Origin of the sequence: Pseudomonas sp. BF-B-30 (genome assembly GCF_019956305.1) — a bacterium.
Taxonomy (GTDB): domain Bacteria; phylum Pseudomonadota; class Gammaproteobacteria; order Pseudomonadales; family Pseudomonadaceae; genus Aquipseudomonas; species Aquipseudomonas jessenii.
The window spans coordinates 140,042-160,638 of the sequence record NZ_JAHBDG010000001.1 but is presented as its reverse complement, the minus strand read 5'-3'; the positions used below and the strand labels follow the sequence as shown (position 1 = coordinate 160,638).

The window sequence follows — 20,597 nt, the reverse complement described above, 5'->3', positions numbered from 1 at the left end:
GGATAGGCTACACATGAAAGGCATCATCCTCGCCGGTGGCTCCGGCACCCGGCTGTATCCTATCACCAAGGGTGTTTCCAAACAGCTACTGCCAATCTACGACAAGCCGATGGTCTATTACCCGCTGTCAGTGCTGATGCTCGCCGGAATCCGAGACATTCTGCTGATCAGCACCCCGGATGACATCGGTGCGTTCCAACGCCTGCTCGGCGATGGCAGTGAGCTCGGTATAAACCTCAGTTATGCAGTACAACTCCGCCCGGACGGTTTGGCTGAAGCCTTCATTATTGGTGAGGAGTTCATTGGCGTCGATTCTGTATGCTTAGTCTTGGGCGATAACATCTTCTACGGTCAAGGCTTCCGCCCCATGCTGCACCATGCTGCACAGCGCGAAAAGGGCGCTACGGTATTTGGCTATCCGGTGAAAGACCCTGAGCGCTTCGGTGTGGTGGAGTTCGACGAATACAAGCGCGCCATCTCCATTGAGGAAAAGCCACTCAAGCCTAAATCTCACTTCGCTGTTACCGGGCTGTACTTTTACGACAACGACGTGGTGCAAATTGCCAAACAAGTGAAGCCTTCCGCACGTGGCGAATTGGAAATCACCAGCATCAACCAGGCCTACCTTGAGCGCGGCGACCTCAGTGTCGAACTACTAGGCCGCGGTTTTGCCTGGCTGGATACCGGTACCCACGAAAGTTTGCTAGAAGCAAGCCACTTCGTCGAAACCATCGAGAAACGTCAAGGCTATAAAGTCGCCTGCCTAGAAGAGATTGCCTTTAACAATGGCTGGTTGAATGGCGATGACCTGATGCGCATTGGCCAGTCCCTGAGCAAGAATAGCTATGGTCAGTATCTGTTATCACTGTCCAAGGAGTCGAAATGAGCAATAAACCGGTTTACGTCACGCAGCCCTACCTACCTCCTCTGGAGGAGTTCGTCCCTTATTTGCAAAAGATCTGGGACAACAAGATACTCACCAATGGCGGACCGATGCACCAGCAATTGGAAGAGGCATTGTGCGACTACTTGGGTGTCGAGCACATCGCACTATTCAACAATGGCACCATTGCTCTGCTGACAGCTCTGCAAGCGTTACGCGTGACAGGCGAAGTAATCACTACACCCTATTCATTCGTTGCCACTGCCCACTCACTTTTGTGGAACGGCATTAAGCCCGTTTTTGTGGATATTGACCCGCAGACCCTCAATCTCGACCCAACCAAAATCGAAGCGGCAATCACACCGCAGACCACCGCTATCATGCCGGTGCACTGCTACGGCAACCCATGTGACGTAGAATCCATTCAAAAAATTGCCGATAACTATAACTTGCGAGTAATCTACGATGCTGCTCACGCCTTCGGCGTTAAGGACGCCGGTGGCAGCATCCTCCGTCATGGCGATCTCAGTGCGCTGAGCTTCCACGCAACCAAGGTTTTCAATACCTTCGAAGGCGGCGCTATCATCTGTCCGGACGCCAAGACTAAGCAGCGTATCGATAATCTAAAGAATTTTGGCATTGTGGATGAAGTCACTGTTGTAGGCCCGGGTATCAACGGCAAGATGAGCGAAATCAACGCCGCTTTTGGCCTCCTGCAATTACAACACATCGATCAGATCATGATCCGTCGCCGCGAAATCGACCAGATCTATCGGGAACAACTAAAAACTATCAAAGGCGTTCGCTTGGTCGAAGAGACAAATCAGAAGGTTGCAAATTACTCCTACTTCCCGATTCTGATTGAAGCGGATTACCCGCTCAGCCGCGACGAGCTGTATCAAAAGCTTAAAGAGAACAACATTTTTTCCCGTCGTTATTTTTACCCGCTGATTAGTGAGTTCCCCATGTACCGCGGCATTCCGTCAGCGCAGCATAACAACCTTCCGATTGCAAATAAGATTTCCGAGAAAGTACTCTGCTTGCCTATATACCCTTCCCTCGGCAACGATGACCTTACTCGCATTATCAATGCCATAAAGGGGTATTGAATTGGGCTTTCTTACCCGTGAGCAAATCGACGAAATGGGTTTTTCCTATGTCGGAGAAAACTCACGACTATCCGACAAAGCCTCCTACTACAATTGCGCCAATATTAGAGTTGGCAACAACGTACGCATTGATGACTTCTGCGTACTTTCTGCAGGTAGTGGCGGAATCGAGATCGGTAACTACATTCATATCGCCGTTTACACGTCGCTGATTGGTGCAGGAAAAATAACACTGCATGACTTCAGCAATATTTCTTCGAAAGTATCAATATATAGTAGTAACGATGACTACAGTGGTATCACTATGACCAACCCCATGGTACCTGTAGAGTTCACCAACGTCCGCCATGCGGATGTTGTCATCGGTCGACATGTAATTATTGGCGCGGGCAGTGTCGTACTTCCAGATGTGATACTTGAAGAGGGTGTAGCCGTTGGAGCATTGAGCTTGGTTTCGAAAAGCTGCAAGGCATTTGGGATTTATTCCGGCGTGCCCGCGAAGCGAATCAAGGAAAGGAAAACGACTCTTTTAGAGTTAGAAGGGAATTTCTTACAAAGAAGAATTAATAAATGAAAGACCTTAAAATACTTCATCTGGCAAATGATGAAAAATTTATTGACCAGGCGATAAGGGCTTTCGAACGCGCAGCACCTGACGCAAACGACTTGTATGTATATAGCTCAAAACCGCTAAAGTTCGTAAAGTCTCCAGCAACAACAGTTTCAGCCTTATCTGTTTTTACCGGAAAAATCTCCAAAAATATTTCAACGTATGACCTAATCATAATTCACTCCCTAAATCCAATTTGGTATAAATCAATATTGAAACTGCCCGACCACCTACCTCTTGTATGGGTCGGCTGGGGTTATGACTATTACGATATAATATATAAGTCAAGGGATGAAATGCTTCTTCCACTGACACACCTAGAGCTTAGCAAAACAACAAATAGAGACAGTATCCCCAAAAAAATAAAATCCCTTCTGAAAAAACATATCTTCTCGAAAGACAAATCAAAGGTAATAAATAGAATAAACTTTTTTTCGCCGGTCCTACCATCCGAGTACAGCATGGTGAACAAGAAGTACTCAGGAGAAAAATTTCCAGAGTATGCCTTATGGAACTATGGCAACCTTGAAGAAGATTTTGTAAAAGGTTTTACAAATAAGCAGGTGACTGGCGACTCTATTTTAATCGGAAATAGCGCCTCCGCCGAAAACAACCATTTAGACTCATTTGACCTTTTGTCAAACTTTGGCATTGACAATAGAGATATTGTTTCACCGCTTAGCTATGGTGATGCACAATACCGAGATTTAATCTTAAAAAATGGGCAAAAAATATTTGGCCATCACTTTGAGCCATTAATCGACTTCATACCCATTGACAATTATGTGAATATTTTAGAATCCTGCGGCTTTGTCATCATGAATCATGTTCGACAACAGGCCGTTGGTAACATTGTCATCATGCTCTATCTGGGAGCGAAAATATTTTTGCGACAAGAATGTCCAACTTATACTTATTTTCGAGACCAAGGAGCCGTGGTTTTTTCAATTCAGGAGCTTGAAAAAAAACCTGAACTTCTCAACCAGAGACTGGACCATGCAGACATGGTAGTTAACCGAACTATTGTAAAAAACAATTGGTCGAAAGAAGCTGCCAATAAAAAAACAATTAACCTATTAAGGCAAGCATGCCAGTTTGCATAATATGAACATAAAGAAAATTGCTGCTTTTTCCGTTGGCCCCATCGGCGGTGCTGCATTAGGTTTCGTTACACTCCCTATCATTACTTGGTTTTATTCACCCGAAGATATTGGCCGAATAGCAATGCTCCAGGTCATGTCTAGTTTTTGCATTCTGCTGTTTAGTCTGGGGTTGGACCAAGTCTATGTCAGAGAATATCACGAAGCAGAGCGCAAACCTGCTTTACTGAAAGTTTCTCTGGTACCCGGCCTCCTGCTTCTTACTACTGCACTACTTCTCTGCTTATTAGTACCCGGCTTTATTTCCAGAACATTGTTTTCCGTAGACAGCTTGCTGATAAGCTTTCTGATATCCGCATGCATGCTCACTTCGTTTATCTCCCGCTTTTTGTCACTGATCTTACGAATGCAGGAAAATGGTTTGGCTTTTTCCATGAGTCAAGTTCTACCTAAGCTCATTTTTCTCGCAGCTATCGGTACCTATGTTTTATTCTCATTCGGCTTTGATCTTCTCCACTTGGTAATAGCCCATACGCTTTCCATCACGGCTGTAACCCTAATATATACTTGGAACACCCGCCAGGAATTGCTCGCGGCCTTTCAACAAAAAATAGATATTGAACAATTGAAAGCCATGCTGCGCTTTGGCACTCCGCTGATTATGGGTGGTGCAGCCTTCTGGGGGTTGACTGCCATGGATAAGTTATTCCTGCGCAGCCTTTCCACCTTTGAAGAACTAGGCATCTATTCAGTAGCCACTAGCTTTGCATCAGCGGCTATTATTTTCCAAAGTATTTTCTCAACCGTCTGGGCTCCCACCGTTTACAGATGGGCAGCTAAGGGAGTTAACAATGAAAAAATTGATCAGGTGACAGAATATGTACTTGCCGCTGTAGTATTTCTATTCGTACTTGCTGGTCTTTTTTCTTGGCTCGTGAACTACCTACTACCCGAAAAATACTGGAAAGTTCAGTATATTCTGGTTGTCTGCATGGCCTACCCACTATTTTATACCCTTTCCGAAACAACCGTAGTTGGCCTTGGGATCACTCGTAAAAGTAGTTATACAATGATTGCCTCCCTGATTGCAGTATTGGTCAGCCTGATAGCCAACTATCTTCTAGTACCTTCGTACGGTGCTGCGGGTGCAAGCGTATCTACAGCAATTGCTTTTTGGACTTTACTAGTCTGTCGAACAGAGCTTTCTTGCCTTGCCTGGCGGAAAATTCCACGCATAAAATTATATGGCACTACCTTCGCATGCCTAGTGACTGCAGTAGCCTCCTCAATATTCGCCGAATCCCATCAGACCGCAATAAATTTGGCATGGTTATCAATTGGCATTGCAAGCCTTTTACTTTTCAAAAATTCACTTTTCGCTACAAAGCAAAAAATTAAAAACGCAAACATATTCTAAAGGCGGCATTCTCCATGCAAATGCACATCAGCAGCAAAAAACCGGAAGAAAACTAAATGTTTATAGTTCTCTCGTTGCTATTCTCAATCCTGGGGATTTTCTCCACCAACAAACCAAAAATCACATTACTATTGTTTATTTTGCTTGCCGCAGCTGTTCCTTCATCTTCTGCTTTTGAAAAAATAGTATCAAATTACGGGATGTATTTTTACGAATCATTCATATTAACAGCCTCATTAATATATTTAATAAAAAAGCCTAAAGCCATCTTCAAAAAAGAATTCACAACACAACTCCTGACACTTTTAATGCTGATTATTTATTTGGCTATCGGCTCGGTAATATATGGACTGGATAAATACTTATTCAGGGAAATGCGCTTAATTTTATGCATAGCTTTACCGCTACTAATGATACCCGCAATCAGAAAAATCAGTCTTACGGAAACGGAAGTTAGCAAAATAGTCATAGTTACTTCAATCTTTCACGCCATTGCATTTCTCGCTTTTTCAAGCAACCTTATATCGGTATCTAACGTCTATTACTCTGAAGAAAATAGGTATAGGTATTCGGGGTTTTCCACATATTTGTGCGCCGCCTTCTTGATATTTGCTGCGACCAACAAAGAGAAATTTAAAAGAAAATCACTATTTCATATTGCCAGCATCTTGGCTGTCGCAGTAGTTTTGATAGCCGGATCGCGAATTATGATATTTGGACTGGTACTATCACTGATGCTCGCTTCAACCAAAAGCGCCAAGAGCTTTGCATACTCGCTAGGCGTGACTCTTATCATGTGCCTGACCTTTTATTACGTAGCTCAATCATTAGGTGACGAGAGGCTAAACAACACATTCAAGATAGAAACTCTAACCACCCAAATTGCAATAAGACTCTCACCAGCAACAAAATATCTTGAGACCGCAGGGCCTATTCAAGCTATTTTAGGCCATGGATTAGGAGCCACTTTTGAGATCCCTTGGTTTGAATATCAAAATCTCGACACAAAACACAATACAATCGACTCTGCATATCCAACGCTATGGATAAAAATTGGTGCATTCACGATCTTGTATATATTTGCACTTATTAAAATGGCAGCTTTCAATCAAAGCAATAAAACAAAAAAAGCAATATATGTATTCTTGCTAATAACAATGCTAACCACGTCACTTCCCTATCAACCATTATTTTCTGTTTTCATCCTGTTTATGCTGTTATTGAGCAGGATGGTTTATGCAAAGGTCGAGCCTCGTCATGCAAATTAAAGTATGTCATATCGCACATCAGTCTTGGCCATCCGTTTGTGGCTCCGTTTCTCGCCTAGAAAACATACTAGCTGCTCAAAAAAAATCTGGCATTGACGTTTTCGTAATCAGTTCACCTTTCCAAGCAGGCGAGACATCGGCACGAATTGAAAGAAATAACGGCGTCGAATACTACCGGTGCAACTCAAACCATCATGGCAGCGAAGGAATAAAAAACCATCGCACCCTGCTAGAACGCATGAAGAGAGGATTATCGATTTTTTCCTACACGAGGAACGTGATTAATATCTGCAAACGAGAGAACCCCGACATCATACATGCCCATGCCACTTTCCTGATGGGGATACCTGCTCTGATTGCCGGCTTCATCTTGAAGAAGCGCGTCGTATATGAAATGCGCTCAACATGGGAAGATGACATCCACGGCGGTGCATTTATAAACGTTCAGAGACGCATAATAAAACTTATTGAGTCCTTCACAGGTAGTAAAAGTGATTTCATATTTTTCGTTTCAAAAGGAATTATGGACCATTACTATCCAAAACAACCAAAAAACCATAAGATCATATACAACTGCGTACTCCTCTCCCAACACCAGCAACAAGCAAGCAAAAGCTCAACAGAACTTCATTCATTTGGTTACATTGGATCAATTGTTTACTATGAAGGGCTTGAGGTACTTATAAAAGCAACAGCCTTTCTGTTAAAACAACGCAATGATTTCCAAGTAAATATTTATGGAGATGGCAAGGAAAGACTTCGTCTGGAAGCGCTTGCCAAGGAGGTTGGCGTATCAAATGTGATAAAATTTCATGGGAGAGTTGATTTTTCTAACGTTCAGGATGCGTACTCATTAATTGACACCATTGTCTTACCAAGAAAAAATTTACCTATCACGCAGAAAGTTGCAGGTTTGAAGCCAGTTGAGGCTTTTGCATATAAAAAACTGGTACTTGCATCTGATGTTGGTGGTATGCGTGAACTATTTACCGACAAGGTTCACGGCTACCTTGTTGAGCCAGAAAACCCTGAAAAGCTATCTGAATTTATGAGCTTGGCTATAGATGACAAGCTAAACGCCAAGCAAATCACGACTCTTACTTTTGAGTACTACGCTGAAAATTTTACTATAGAGTCCATGGGAAGCCAGTATTTAGATTCATACAAAAAGGTTCTAGGGAAATGAGACCATTTGGATCGAGCAATAATATTACGATTTTCGGGGTTAAACTTTCCACTCTAAATATGGAAGAAACCATCGAGTATCTTTTATCTGAAGACACAAACAACTCTCCGATCATTAGAGAAGATTTGAATGCTTTCAAAGCGTGTTTAAAGAAAAAAAATGAAAACGTTGGTAAGGCACTAGAAAGCGCTGATATTGTAAACGCCGACGGCATGTCCATTGTATACGCCGCAAAGTTCCTAAACGGAATCAAAATACCTAGGGTTACTGGCTGCGACCTGTTTTCAAGACTAATGAGCGAATCACACAGAAGACGGAAAAGCATCTTCCTTCTCGGAGCAACAGAAGACGTCTTAACAGATCTCGCTCTCAAACTAACAGATCAATATTCTGAAAAATTTATTGCCGGATCTAGAAATGGGTACTTTCAGAAAACGGATTGGGATAAAATCATAGGCGACATCGACACAAGCAAGGCAGACTTTTTATTCATAGGGACACCTTCCCCTCAGAAAGAGGAATTTCTAAACTATGCTAAAGTCAAAATTAAAAGACGCATTGTAATCATGGGGGTTGGAGGTTCTTTTGACGTCCTATCTGGCAAAATCAGCCGCGCTCCCCTATGGATGCAAAGTTACGGATTAGAGTGGTTTTTTAGGCTTGTACAGGAACCACGACGCATGTGGAAACGCTATCTGACCACTAATTCGGAATTTGTCCTGTTAATGCTCCAGGAAAAATATAAGCAGTTGAGGTCGAGGTGAAACTTTCCGACTGCCATCGCAATATCCGATTCAAAACCTACCTTCTAGGTATTTTGCCGCAGGCCATCTGAAGCACTGCAGGCTATGAGTAAGCAACCTGACGAAAGCTGATCATGAGTTGGGCTGGAAAGCCGAGCGTGATTTGCTGGAAATGATGAAAGAAGCTTGGTGTTTGCAGTCGCTCAATCCGCAGGGAAATTTAGCCTCGGGTTTTCATGCAGGAGTTCTCTTGGTCCTGTTGAACCAATTGATCTGCAGATTTCACTTCAGCAACGCAAAACCTGTGGAGCAAGCTGCCCCTGAAACTTTTATTGTGGTCAGCTTTCACTAGTAAGCCTGCTGAACAGAAAGCAGCAACGTAGCGCAATAAAAACAGTGAGCCGTCGTAATTGCTCGTTTAGCGCACAATGCTATTTAGGGTCGAAGTTTGTCCCGATTTCGTTAAGGAGTCCGCCTCCAGATATGGCGGCACGCTAAAGTCTGTACCCGAGGCGCGCCGACTGCCGAAACCTATCGACGGCCTCGCCACTCTGGTGGAGCGAGATTAGCCATTATCGCCTAACTGAACGCCCCCAATTTCTTCCAACGATGGACCTCACAAGGCGCGTACAAACTATCGCAGTTTTAGTGACCTATACGTACTCCAATAACGGTAGCACGGTAATTCTAAAAAAGTGCCTGAAACAGCCCTAACCGAGAATTTCCGCCTTGCAAAACAGGCACAGTCTGCAATACCCTTAATCCTAACAGCCCTCAGGGATTATTTTTTTAAAGGAGCATCAACATGAAACAGCTACTAGCCTTGGCCCTCGCTACCTCCATCAGTCTGCCTATAATGGCTGCTGAAACAGCTCCTGCAAAAACCGCTGCAACCCCAGAAGCGACCTCGGGCCTGTCCCTGTCCACTCCAATCGCTGGCGGTGTAACCGTTGGTACTGGTCTGGCAATCGGCGCTGGCGTAATCGCTGCTGGCGTTGCTGCTTCCAACAGCGGTGGCGGCGGCGGTAACGACGGTACCCCAGGTACTACCGGCACCACAGGTACTACCGGCACTACTGGTACCACTCGGTAACAGACCCCCGCTTAAAGTTCGATACGCTAACCTCCCAGCCTTGCTGGGAGGTTTTGTTTTGCCTATTCCCTTGAGCAATTTCGACAATGAATCGCGCGCTTCCCCTGGCCATGCTGGTTGGCCTGACCCTGCAAGGCTGCATATTTTCCCCTGGTCAGCACATGGACACGGGCAATCTGGTACGTGAAGGTTCCCCGGAAAGCAGCCGTATCGAGCTGGTTCCGATTACACCGAAGCTGGTCGCTATTGAAGCGGCGACAGACCACTCCAACGTGGTAGCCCCGGAGCTGCTGCGCTATCAACCGGCCGAGTACCGGATTGGTGCTGGCGACCTGATCTACATCACCGTTTGGGATCACCCCGAGCTGACTGCACCGTCCGGTCCACAGCAGCAAATCGAAGCAAACGGACGCCTGATTCGCCCGGATGGCACGCTCTTCTATCCCTATGTAGGTACCGTCGAAGCGGCCGGCAAAACCATTGACGAACTGCGTTCGATCATTGCCTCTCGCCTGTCCAAGGTTGTTGCCGAGCCCCAGGTGGATGTCAGCATCCTGCGTTTTGTCAGTCAGAAAGTAATTCTCTCGGGGGCCTTTGGCAAAACTGGCCAGTTGCCGATCACCAACACGCCTTTGAGCCTGTTGGACGCTGTTGGCCAAGGTTCAGTACAAACCGGCACTGCCGATATTTCCGGACTGGTGCTCAAGCGCGACGGCCGTGAGTACCTGATCGATCTCGACGCGCTCAATCGCAAGAACTCGAATCTGCACAATCTCTACCTGAAAGACGGCGACCAATTGCACCTACCCTACAACGATCAGAAAAAGGTCTATTTGTTGGGTGAAGTGGTCTCCACGCGTGCGCTTGTCTTCAAGGGCAGCAACATGAACCTCACGGATGCCCTTGGCAGTGTCGGCGGCTTGCGTCAGGAAACTTCCAGCGGCAAGGAAGTTTACGTAATCCGCGGGGTCGAGAACCTGGCGGATGAATCGGTCAAGGTGTTCCAGATCGACCTGAAGTCGCCTTCAGCGTTCGCCCTGGCTCAGCAGTTCAAGCTGAAGCCGCAGGATGTGGTCTATGTCGGTCCAGCCGATATCACTCGCTGGAACCGTTTCATTAGCCAGGTTTTCCCGTCGGCTAACCTGCTGCGCACCGGCGTCAGCATCCAGGATGACCTGGGCAACACCAACTAAGAATTGGAATTCTTGTGAAACTTCTGCGACTGGCCACCCTGACGGTGGCCTCCTTGCTGGTGAGCGCCTGCAATCCGTTGATGACCGCTTCCATGGACACGCTGAAAGCCGCGCTCGAAGGGCCTGAGCCCTTGGAACTGACTCGCCAGCAGGTCGATGCAACGCCTTACTACCAGATCACCATCGCGGCCCCTACGGGTGAAGCCGTAATGGCACTGGTGCGTCTGCAGGATGGCGTGGGCTTCTGGATGGCCTCGACTCGCCAGATCCTGATGCTCGAGGACGGCCTGGCCATTCGCAGTGTCGGTTTCAACGACAATCTGGATGGCACTCGCTTCGACGGCGTGTCCCCGTTCAAGACCGGACTGCACCGTATTCCCGATGGCTTGCAAACCCGACGTCAGGTGGACTTTACCGACGGTTATCGAATGGGTGTCAGCGTGACCAGCCGTTTCAACAGGAAAGGCCTGGAGACCGTGCACATCCTCGACCGCGATGTGGAACTGCTGCGCGTGGACGAAGAGATCGCGATGGACGGCCTGGGCTTCACCGCGCAGAACCGCTACTGGGTCGACCCCACCGATGGTTTCATCATGGCCAGCGAGCAACACCTGACCCCCGAATTGCCCCTACGCATTGTTCAAGTGCGCCCGAATAAGCCGGTAGTGCAATGATTTTTCGCTCTTCCTGGCTGCTTTGCTGCAGCCTGCTCATGACTTTTGCCGCAAATGCTGACTCGCTGGTCACGGTGCAGGGCGATGCCGCCAAGCCCGGGCATTACTCGATTGTGGACGGCACGCGCCTGCATGACGTGCTGCTGGAGGCTCAGGTGAGTCCCAAGGCTTATCTGCTCGGGGCCGCCTGGCTGCATACCCCTCTGCGTGATGCGCAAGAGCGTCTCAAGGTTGGTGTTCTTTTCGATCTGTCGACCTTGCACAGTAATGCGCTAGTGGGCGATCAGGCTGGGTTGGCGGCACTTGCCGCGCGCCTTCGCGAAAAGGTGCAGGCCATGCCGGTGACAGGACGCAAGGTCGCCCAACTTGACCCGGTGCAGGTTGAATTGAACCGCGTTAATAACCGCTTCCTGAGTGACGGCGATGCGCTGCTTTACCCGCCTCGCCCAACCACGGTTCGGGTCGAAGGCGCAGTGCTGGGTGAGTGCGAATTGCCATTCCAACCGTTACAAGCAGCGATCGAATATCTCAAGGCTTGCCCGCGCGATCCAAACGCTGACGCCGACTGGCTGTTCGTGATTCAGCCTGACGGCCGGGTATTCAAGGATGGCGTGGCTCTGTGGAACGAAACCACATCCGTACCACCTGCCCCAGGCGCACGCATTTACGTGCCGGTGCACAACAGTAAACAAGGCGATCCCACGCCTGATCTGAATACCGAACTGGCTGCCTTCATTGCCACCCAGCCTTTGCTGGAGGTGAAGCCATGAAGTATCACTTGATCCCTTGCTTGCTGCTGGGTTGCAGCACATGGGCGGGGGCAGAGCCGCGTTATACCCAGAGTGACTTTGGTGGTGTGGGGCTGCTGCAAACACCTACTGCGCGCATGGCGCCTGCGGGTGAGCTGTCACTGAACGCTAACCGTACCGATCCTTACAGTCGTTATAGCGTGTCCTTTCAGCCGTTCGATTGGTTGGAGGGTTCGTTCCGCTACACCGCTATTACCAACCGCGATTATGGTTCGGAAGACTTGAGTGGCAACCAAAGCTATAAGGACAAGGCAATCGACGCCAAAGTGCGCTTGCTCGAAGAAACCCACTGGATGCCCCAAGTTGCACTGGGTGCGCGAGACATCGGTGGTACCGGCCTGTTTTCCAGCGAGTACTTTGTAGGTAACAAACGGTTCGGCGATTTCGATCTCAGTCTCGGGCTCGCCTGGGGTTACATCGGCAATCGTGGTGACATGGACAACCCCCTGGGTTGGATTGATGACAAGTTCGACACTCGCCCGGATTCCACGGGCCTGGTAGAAACCTCTGGTAGCTTCAACGCAAACAGCTACTTCCGAGGTTCACCTTCCTTCTTCGGCGGCGTGACTTACCAAACGCCCTGGGACCCGCTGTCGCTCAAGCTGGAATATGAAGGTAACGACTACCAGCACGAGCCCCTGAACAACAACCAGGTCCAGGACTCGCCAATCAACCTCGGCTTCGTTTTCAAAGCCAACGACTGGGTCGATCTGCACGCCGCCTGGGAACGCGGCAACACCGCGATGTTCGGCATCACGATGCACACCAACTTCGCCACCCGCAAGGCGCCGACCAAGAGCTTCGACCCCAAGCCCGAGCCTGTGTCCGACACCAAACCCATGGTCGCGCCGCAAGATGTGCAGTGGGCCGGTGTCGCCAAGCGCCTGCAAACCAACGCGGGCTACACGGTTTCGCGCATCACCCAGCGGGACTCCGAAGTCATTGTTTATGGCGAGCAAGGCCGTTATTTCCACACACCGAAAGCCGTCGGCCGCGCTTCGCGGATTCTGGACAACAGCGTCAACGACGAGATCGACTGGTTCACGATGGTCGACACGCGCTACAGCCTGCCGGTCGAGGAAGTCAGCCTGCCGCGCGATACCTTCCGTGAAGTGGTGCAAGAGGATCGTCCGCTGGAAGACCTGCGTCGGGTGACCGAGATGAACGTCCCGGTACCGCATCAGGAAAAGACCCTGTTCGAGCAAAAGCCTGACCCGCTCAGCTATGGCTTGGGTCTGGGCTACAAGCAAAACGTCGGCGGCCCCGACGGGTTCCTGTTGTACCAGTTCAGTGCAGACTTGAATGGCGAGTATCGCTTCAAGCCTGATCTGTGGTGGAGCGGCACCCTGAGCGCGAACCTGGCGAACAACTTCGACAAGTTCAAGTACGACGCACCTAGCGGTCTGCCACGTGTGCGTACCGACCTGCGCCAGTACATGACGACTTCGGAAGTCACCATGCCGACCTTCCAGATGAACAAGGTCAAACAGCTGGATGAGGACCTTTACGGCATGCTGTACGGCGGCTACCTGGAATCGATGTTTGCCGGTGTCGGTGGCGAAGCGCTGTATCGTCCGATGGGCGAACGCTGGGCCGTGGGTGTGGACATGAACTGGGTCAAGCAGCGTGACTTCGATCAGGGCTTTGGTCTGCGTGACTACGACACCATCACCGGCAATGCCACGCTTTACTATCGCAGTTCGTTCCAGGACATTCTCGGTGCGGTCAGCGTTGGGCGTTATCTGGCCAAGGACTACGGGGTTACCCTGGACCTGTCCCGTGAATTCAACAATGGCGTGCGTTTCGGTGGCTGGGTGACGGTGACCAATGCGACCAAGGAAGAGTACGGCGAAGGTAGCTTCGGCAAAGGCATTTACTTCTCGATTCCGTTCGACGAATTGATGGCCAGCTCCACCACCCGCCGTGCCAGCCTGGCGTGGACGCCGCTGACCCGTGACGGTGGTGCCGCACTGGCGCGCAGCTACTCGCTGTATTCCCTCACGGAGCGTCGCAACATCGACCTGTTCCACAACAACTTCTACAAAGTCACCGAATGAAGCAGCGAGTCCTGCAAGCCCTGCCCAAACTGGCGTTTTTCGTGATCTTGCTGGTGCTGTGTTTCGCCGGGATGCGCGGCGAGCCGGTGCCTCAGGTGTTCGAGAACCAGGACAAGCTGCATCACTGGGCAGGTTTCGCCTGCCTGACGGTGAGCGCCTATCTGGCGTTCCCCGGCACGCGGTTGATCTGGTTGTTGTTCTGGCCGTTGGTGGGCTCGGTGGTGATTGAGCTGGAACAGAGCTTCATGCCGCTGCGCAGCGCGTCATGGGGCGACATGGTGGCCAATGCCACCGGCGTGACGTGCGGCATGTTGGTGATTCTGGCGTGGCGCGGGTATCGGAACACCCAGCTCAAAAAGGCTTCCGAGCTGGCGTCGTGAAGCGCTAGCCGAGCTTCTGTAGGAGCGAGCTTGCTCCGGGCGGCGCTCCGACGATGTTCGTTCAGTTAACGTTGATGTTGTCTGATAGACCATCGCGAGCAAGCTCGCTCCTACAGGGGTTTTGTGTTCATCCCTTGGCAACGCATCGGCTGTTGAAAAATAAACTCAACAAATCCCCTCCCCCGCCGACACCCTGTCAAAGCCTCACGGATTGAAAACGCCATGCGTAACAACCAGCCTATTACACAACGCGAACGAACCTTCCCCGCTCAGCAACGGTTGATTTCCACCACCGATGCCAAGGGCATGATCACCTACTGTAACGATGCTTTCGTTGAGATCAGTGGGTTTTCCCGAGAGGAATTGATTCGTGCGCCGCATAACCTGGTGCGTCACCCCGACGTGCCGGCAGCGGTGTTCGCGCACATGTGGGGCACGCTCAAGCAAGGCTTGCCCTGGATGGGCATTGTGAAGAACCGCTGCAAGAGCGGCGATCACTACTGGGTTAACGCCTATGTGACACCGATCTTCGAAGGCAATCAGGTGATCGGTTACGAGTCGGTGCGGGTCAAGCCCACCGCCGAGCAGATCCGCCGTGCCGAAGCGCTCTACCAGCGCATCAACCAGGGCAAGTCGGCTGTTCCCTCCTCGGATAAATGGTTGCCGATGCTGCAGGACTGGCTGCCGTTCATTCTGGTCAGCCAATTGAGCTTCATGATCGGTGCCTCGTTGAACTCCCACTGGGGGTTTGCCCTGGCTGCGGGGCTCTCGGTGCCACTGGGCCTGATGGGCCTCCAGTGGCAACAGCGAGGCCTCAAGCGTTTGTTGCGCCTGGCCGAGCAGACCACCTCCGATCCGTTGATCGCACAGATGTACACCGACAGCCGCGGCGCCCAGGCGCGTCTGGAAATGTCCATCCTCAGTCAGGAAGCACGCCTGAAAACCTGCCTGACGCGTCTGCAGGACACGGCCGAACACCTGACCGATCAGGCCCGACAGTCCGACGCCCTGGCGCACAACAGCTCCAGCGGCCTGGAACGTCAACGGGTCGAGACCGAGCAAGTGGCCACCGCGGTCAACCAGATGGCCGCGACCACCCAGGAAGTCGCCAGCCATGTGCAGCGCACCGCCGACGCCACCCAGGAAGCCAATCGCCTGACCGGTCGTGGTCGTGACATCGCCGGGGAAACCCGCGAAGCCATCCAGCGCCTGTCGGTGGTGGTCGGTGAAACCGGCGTGACCGTGACCCAACTGGCCAAGGACAGCAACGAAATCGGCGGCGTGGTCGACGTGATCAAAAGCATCGCCGACCAGACCAACCTGCTGGCCCTGAACGCCGCCATCGAAGCGGCCCGTGCCGGCGAGATGGGTCGTGGTTTTGCGGTGGTGGCCGACGAAGTCCGTCAGCTGGCACAACGCACCAGCGAGTCCACCGGGCAGATTCATGCGCTGATCGCCAAGCTCCAGCACACCGCCGGCACTGCCGTGCAAACCATGGAAGCCGGGCATCGTCAGGCGGAGGAAGGCGTGGCGCGGGTACTGGAAGCGGACCAGGCGCTGGTGGGGATCAGCGAAGCGGTGGCCAACATCACCGACATGACCACCCAGATCGCCGCCGCGACTGAAGAGCAAAGTGCCGTGGCCGAAGAGATCAGCCGCAACATCAGCAACATTTCGGAACTGGCGGACCAGACCTCGGAACAGGCACAGAACTCGGCGTTGCTGAGTGAAGAGCTGACCAAGACTGCCAATACACAGTATTCGTTGGTGGAGCGGTTTAACCGCTGATTGTGGTTGATTCATAAAAAACCCGGACAGTAGAAGCTTCCGGGTTTTTTATTGCCACTCTGAAAGTGATGTTGCCTGGCAGGTCGCATTCGCGAGCAAGCCCGCTCCCACATTCGACCGTATTTTTCTGTTAGAACCCGGTCAACTGTGGGAGCGGGCTTGCTCGCGAAGAGGCCCTCAAGGGCATTAAAAATCTCACTGAAGAAATGCAGCCACTTTCTGCGCCGCAGCCGCCAAATGCTGCTCATGCGTAAACCCCGAAGCGTTCAACGGCTTCAAGTCATGATCCCCCGCCACCAGCCAGAACACTTCGATGCCCGGCGATAGCGCATACCCCTCGACCGCCTCACGATTGCCCAATGCATCGCGCTCGCCCTGCACGATCAAGGTCCGAGTCTTCAGCCCGGCCAAATGCTCGACCCGTGGTTTCTCCGGTTTGCCCACCGCATAGAACGGATAACCCAGGCACACCAGCCCATCCGCGCCCAACTCATCCGCCAGCAGACTCGCCATGCGCCCGCCCATGGACTTGCCGCCGATGGCCAGCGGCCCAGTGACATGGCGTCGCACCTGGGCATACACCTCACGCCAGCATTCCAGCAGTTTCGGCGCGGGGTTCGGCGGGCGTCTACCGCCATCGAGGCGCCGTTGCGCCATGTAGGGAAACTCGAAGCGCAACACGTTGACGCCTTGAGCGGCGAGGCGTGCAGCCATGTCGCTCATCCAGCCGCTGTCCATCGGTGCGCCGGCGCCATGGGCGAGGATCAGCGTCGCCGCAGCCTTGCCAGCGGCAGCATTCCACAACCATCCATGATCCCGCACGCACTGCGCCCATTGATCCCCGTCAATACCGGCCTTGTGCCCTTTGTCCATGCTTGCCTCGCTTTTAGTCTGCCTATAACTCCGGCCGAAGGGTGCACTGCCTTGCGCTGCGCGCTCACTTCGGCTGAACCGTGGATGGGGAACCATGAACACTTCTATCAGTACCGCCTACAACTACAAGGTGGTCCGCCAATTCGCCATTATGACGGTGGTGTGGGGCATCGTCGGCATGGGGCTCGGGGTTTTTCTCGCTGCCCAGTTGGTCTGGCCCGAACTCAACTTCAATTTGCCGTGGACCAGCTTCGGCCGCCTGCGCCCACTGCACACCAACGCCGTGATCTTCGCCTTTGGCGGCTGCGCGTTGTTTGCCAGTTCGTTCTATTCGGTGCAACGCACCTGCCAGACCCGGTTGTTTGCGCCGAAAATCGCCGCGTTCTGTTTCTGGGGCTGGCAGCTGGTGATCCTGCTGGCGGCCATCAGCCTGCCGCTGGGCTACACCAGTTCCAAGGAATACGCCGAGCTGGAATGGCCGATCGACATCCTGATCACCATTGTCTGGGTCGCCTACGCCATCGTGTTCTTCGGCACGATCATGCAGCGCAAGACCAAGCACATCTATGTCGGTAACTGGTTCTTCGGTGCGTTCATCGTCACCGTGGCGATCCTGCACATCGTCAACAACATGGAACTGCCAGTCAGCTTCACCAAGTCCTACTCGCTGTACTCCGGTGCCACCGATGCGATGGTGCAATGGTGGTACGGGCACAACGCCGTAGGCTTCTTCCTCACCGCCGGTTTCCTCGGGATGATGTACTACTTCGTGCCGAAACAGGCCGAGCGCCCGGTGTATTCCTATCGCCTGTCGATCGTGCACTTCTGGGCGCTGATCACCCTGTACATCTGGGCCGGTCCGCACCACCTGCATTACACCGCGCTGCCGGACTGGGCGCAGTCGCTGGGCATGGTGATGTCGCTGATCCTGCTGGCGCCGAGCTGGGGCGGGATGATCAACGGCATGATGACCCTGTCGGGCGCCTGGCATAAGTTGCGCAGCGACCCCGTCCTGCGCTTCCTTGTGGTGTCGCTGGCGTTCTACGGCATGTCGACCTTCGAAGGGCCGATGATGGCAATCAAGACGGTCAACGCCCTCTCCCACTACACCGACTGGACCATCGGCCACGTACACGCCGGCGCGCTCGGCTGGGTGGCGATGATCTCCATCGGCGCGCTGTACCACATGATCCCGAAAGTCTTCGGCCGCGAGCAGATGCACAGCATCGGCCTGATCAACGCGCATTTCTGGCTCGCCACTATCGGCACCGTTCTGTACATCGCTTCGATGTGGGTCAACGGTATCGCCCAGGGCCTGATGTGGCGTGCGGTGAACGAGGACGGCACGCTGACGTACTCCTTCGTCGAAACCCTGGTGGCCAGCCACCCAGGCTTCGTCGTGCGGCTGGTGGGTGGCGCGATCTTCCTCAGCGGCATGTTCCTGATGGCCTACAACACCTGGCGCACCGTGCGGGCCTCGCAGCCTGCCGAAGTCGCCGCTGCCGCGCAGATGGCCTGAGGAGTCCGCCATGAAACACGAAACTATCGAGAAAAACGTCGGCCTGTTGCTGCTGCTGATGATCCTGGCCGTGAGCATCGGCGGCCTGACCCAGATCGTCCCGCTGTTCTTTCAGGACGTGACCAACAAACCGGTGGAAGGCATGAAGCCCTACACCGCGCTGCAACTGGAAGGTCGCGATATCTATATCCGCGAAGGCTGTGTCGGCTGTCACTCGCAAATGATCCGTCCGTTCCGTGCCGAGACCGAACGCTACGGGCACTACTCGGTGGCCGGTGAAAGCGTGTGGGATCACCCGTTCCTGTGGGGCTCGAAACGCACCGGGCCGGACTTGGCCCGTGTCGGTGCGCGCTACTCCGATGACTGGCACCGCGCGCACTTGTACAACCCGCGCAACGTGGTGCCGGAGTCGAAGATGCCGGCGTACCCGTGGCTGGTGGCCAACCCGGTCGACAGCAGTCATACCGAAACCAAGATCAAGGCCATGCGCACCCTGGGCGTGCCGTACACCGACGAAGACATCACCGGCGCCGTCGCTTCACTCAAGGGCAAGAGCGAAATGGATGCATTGGTCGCCTACCTGCAAGTGCTCGGCACTGCCATCAAGAGCAAGAGGTGAGCCATGCCCCTGTCTTTTATAGAGATCGAATTGAGCACTGGAATGATCCGCGGCCTCGGCACCGTCGTGGTGTTCGTGGCCTTCGTCGGCCTGACACTGTGGGTATTCAACGGCAAGCGCAGCCCGGAATTCGCCGAAGCGCGCCTGCTGCCGTTCGCCGACGAGCCACAACCCGACATCACTGACGAATCAGCAACAAGGAGTACCCGGCCATGACCACCTTCTGGAGTACGTGGATCTGCGTACTGACCATCGGCAGCCTGATCGGCCTGACCTGGTTGCTGCTCAGCACCCGCAAGGGCGAAACCAAGGGCAGTGTCGACCAGACCATGGGCCACAGCTTCGACGGTATTGAGGAGTACGACAATCCGTTGCCGCAATGGTGGTTCATGCTGTTCGTTGGCACCCTGGTGTTTGCCGTCGGCTATCTGATCCTCTATCCGGGCCTGGGCAACTGGAAAGGCATCCTCCCCGGCTACGAAAACGGCTGGACCGGGGTGCACGAATGGGAAAAGGAAATGGCCAAGGCTGACACGAAGTTCGGGCCGATCTTCGCCAAATTCGCGGCAATGCCCGTGGAAGAAGTGGCCAAGGACCCGCAGGCTCTGAAAATGGGCGGCCGCCTGTTTGCCTCCAACTGCTCGGTGTGCCACGGCTCGGACGCCAAGGGTGCATTCGGCTTTCCCAACCTGACCGACAGCGACTGGCGCTGGGGCGGCAACCCGGAAACCATCAAGACCACCGTCATGGGCGGCCGGATGGCGATGATGCCGGCCTGGGGTGAAGTCCTGGGGGAGGACGGTGTGAAAAACGTCGCTGCGTATGTGCGCCATGGCCTGGCCAAGCTGCCATTGCCTACCGACAGCAAGGCCGACCTGCAAGCCGGACAGCAAGCCTTCAGCACCACCTGCGTCGCCTGTCACGGAGCTAACGGCCAGGGCACTGAAGCCATGGGCGCACCGAACCTGACCCACCCGGCCGGCTTCATTTACGGTACAAGCCTGACGCAGCTTGAACAGACGATTCGGCATGGTCGCCAAGGCCATATGCCGGCGCAGAACGAACTGCTGGGCAACGATAAGGTGCAGTTGCTGGCCGCGTATGTGTACAGCCTGTCACACAGTTTGAATACCGAGCGCCTGCAGGCTGAAGACAACCGCAAATAAATTTCGACCGCTCTGCTGCCGCATTCTCCCGGATGCGGCAGTTCCCTGCCCCTTTGCGACCCATTGTCGCACCCTCGCACAGACTTTCTTTCGGAACCCCGGATTCGAGT

Annotated in this window: 20 protein-coding genes; 19 read left to right on the top strand and 1 reads right to left on the bottom strand. The window is 52.6% G+C overall.

Annotated features, from left to right (window positions below):
• The first annotated feature begins 13 nt into the window (after positions 1 to 13).
• The 15 genes from rfbA to KGB29_RS00665 all read left to right on the top strand — a co-directional run bounded on the left by rfbA (position 14) and on the right by KGB29_RS00665 (position 16,310).
• A complete protein-coding gene (gene rfbA, locus KGB29_RS00735; RefSeq protein ID WP_223616171.1) occupies positions 14 to 886 on the top strand; it encodes a glucose-1-phosphate thymidylyltransferase RfbA in 873 nt (290 codons plus the stop codon).
• Positions 883 to 1,992 carry a DegT/DnrJ/EryC1/StrS family aminotransferase gene (locus KGB29_RS00730; protein ID WP_223616170.1) on the top strand — a complete coding sequence of 370 codons (1,110 nt, stop codon included), beginning with the start codon at positions 883 to 885 and terminating at the stop codon, positions 1,990 to 1,992. Before rfbA ends, KGB29_RS00730 begins: the two co-directional genes overlap by 4 nt.
• Before the next feature lies 1 nt (position 1,993).
• Positions 1,994 to 2,566 (top strand): acyltransferase, encoded by a 573-nt coding sequence (locus KGB29_RS00725; protein WP_317851339.1) that lies wholly within the window; start codon positions 1,994 to 1,996, stop codon positions 2,564 to 2,566.
• Complete coding sequence (locus KGB29_RS00720; protein ID WP_223616169.1) at positions 2,563 to 3,705, top strand: TDP-N-acetylfucosamine:lipid II N-acetylfucosaminyltransferase; 1,143 nt, start codon at positions 2,563 to 2,565, stop codon at positions 3,703 to 3,705. The genes KGB29_RS00725 and KGB29_RS00720 overlap by 4 nt, the downstream gene beginning before the upstream one ends.
• A gap of 1 nt (position 3,706) precedes the next feature.
• A complete protein-coding gene (locus KGB29_RS00715) occupies positions 3,707 to 5,119 on the top strand; it encodes a lipopolysaccharide biosynthesis protein (protein WP_223616168.1) in 1,413 nt (470 codons plus the stop codon).
• Between the two features lie 56 nt (positions 5,120 to 5,175).
• Positions 5,176 to 6,387 (top strand): DUF6369 family protein, encoded by a 1,212-nt coding sequence (locus tag KGB29_RS00710; RefSeq protein ID WP_223616167.1) that lies wholly within the window; start codon positions 5,176 to 5,178, stop codon positions 6,385 to 6,387.
• Entirely contained in the window at positions 6,377 to 7,573 is a 1,197-nt protein-coding gene (locus tag KGB29_RS00705) for a glycosyltransferase family 4 protein (protein WP_223616166.1), read from the top strand. The genes KGB29_RS00710 and KGB29_RS00705 overlap by 11 nt, the downstream gene beginning before the upstream one ends.
• The gene (locus tag KGB29_RS00700) at positions 7,570 to 8,337 is read left to right on the top strand and encodes a WecB/TagA/CpsF family glycosyltransferase (RefSeq protein WP_223616165.1); all 768 of its coding nucleotides are present in this window, start codon (positions 7,570 to 7,572) and stop codon (positions 8,335 to 8,337) included. Before KGB29_RS00705 ends, KGB29_RS00700 begins: the two co-directional genes overlap by 4 nt.
• Positions 8,338 to 9,121: 784 nt before the next feature.
• On the top strand, positions 9,122 to 9,409 hold the full coding sequence (locus KGB29_RS00695) for a hypothetical protein (protein ID WP_223616164.1): 288 nt from the start codon (positions 9,122 to 9,124) through the stop codon (positions 9,407 to 9,409).
• An 86-nt stretch (positions 9,410 to 9,495) separates the two neighbouring features.
• On the top strand, positions 9,496 to 10,602 hold the full coding sequence (locus tag KGB29_RS00690; RefSeq protein ID WP_223616163.1) for a polysaccharide biosynthesis/export family protein: 1,107 nt from the start codon (positions 9,496 to 9,498) through the stop codon (positions 10,600 to 10,602).
• A 14-nt stretch (positions 10,603 to 10,616) separates the two neighbouring features.
• Complete coding sequence (locus KGB29_RS00685) at positions 10,617 to 11,276, top strand: YjbF family lipoprotein (protein ID WP_223616162.1); 660 nt, start codon at positions 10,617 to 10,619, stop codon at positions 11,274 to 11,276.
• Positions 11,273 to 12,046 carry a capsule biosynthesis GfcC family protein gene (locus KGB29_RS00680; RefSeq protein WP_223616161.1) on the top strand — a complete coding sequence of 258 codons (774 nt, stop codon included), beginning with the start codon at positions 11,273 to 11,275 and terminating at the stop codon, positions 12,044 to 12,046. The genes KGB29_RS00685 and KGB29_RS00680 overlap by 4 nt, the downstream gene beginning before the upstream one ends.
• Positions 12,043 to 14,142: a YjbH domain-containing protein gene (locus tag KGB29_RS00675; RefSeq protein WP_223616160.1), complete on the top strand. Its 2,100-nt coding sequence runs from the start codon at positions 12,043 to 12,045 to the stop codon at positions 14,140 to 14,142. The genes KGB29_RS00680 and KGB29_RS00675 overlap by 4 nt, the downstream gene beginning before the upstream one ends.
• On the top strand, positions 14,139 to 14,522 hold the full coding sequence (locus KGB29_RS00670) for a VanZ family protein (RefSeq protein ID WP_150812403.1): 384 nt from the start codon (positions 14,139 to 14,141) through the stop codon (positions 14,520 to 14,522). Before KGB29_RS00675 ends, KGB29_RS00670 begins: the two co-directional genes overlap by 4 nt.
• A gap of 222 nt (positions 14,523 to 14,744) precedes the next feature.
• Complete coding sequence (locus KGB29_RS00665) at positions 14,745 to 16,310, top strand: methyl-accepting chemotaxis protein (protein WP_159389584.1); 1,566 nt, start codon at positions 14,745 to 14,747, stop codon at positions 16,308 to 16,310.
• 195 nt (positions 16,311 to 16,505) lie between these two features.
• Here the strand turns inward: KGB29_RS00665 and KGB29_RS00660 are convergent, their stop codons facing one another.
• Positions 16,506 to 17,183: an alpha/beta family hydrolase gene (locus KGB29_RS00660; RefSeq protein WP_223616159.1), complete on the bottom strand. Its 678-nt coding sequence runs from the start codon at positions 17,181 to 17,183 to the stop codon at positions 16,506 to 16,508.
• Between the two features lie 94 nt (positions 17,184 to 17,277).
• On the opposite strand from KGB29_RS00660, the gene ccoN reads away from it, so the two are divergent.
• Genes ccoN through ccoP form a run of 4 tightly spaced genes read left to right on the top strand, consistent with a single transcriptional unit; the run spans position 17,278 to position 20,487 of the window.
• Positions 17,278 to 18,702, top strand: a complete 1,425-nt coding sequence (gene ccoN / locus KGB29_RS00655; protein WP_057715668.1) for a cytochrome-c oxidase, cbb3-type subunit I — start codon at positions 17,278 to 17,280, stop codon at positions 18,700 to 18,702.
• A gap of 10 nt (positions 18,703 to 18,712) precedes the next feature.
• Entirely contained in the window at positions 18,713 to 19,321 is a 609-nt protein-coding gene (gene ccoO, locus KGB29_RS00650) for a cytochrome-c oxidase, cbb3-type subunit II (protein ID WP_057715669.1), read from the top strand.
• A gap of 18 nt (positions 19,322 to 19,339) precedes the next feature.
• The gene (locus KGB29_RS00645; protein WP_159390382.1) at positions 19,340 to 19,537 is read left to right on the top strand and encodes a cbb3-type cytochrome oxidase subunit 3; all 198 of its coding nucleotides are present in this window, start codon (positions 19,340 to 19,342) and stop codon (positions 19,535 to 19,537) included.
• Entirely contained in the window at positions 19,534 to 20,487 is a 954-nt protein-coding gene (gene ccoP / locus KGB29_RS00640) for a cytochrome-c oxidase, cbb3-type subunit III (RefSeq protein ID WP_223616158.1), read from the top strand. The genes KGB29_RS00645 and ccoP overlap by 4 nt, the downstream gene beginning before the upstream one ends.
• The last annotated feature ends 110 nt before the right edge of the window (positions 20,488 to 20,597 follow it).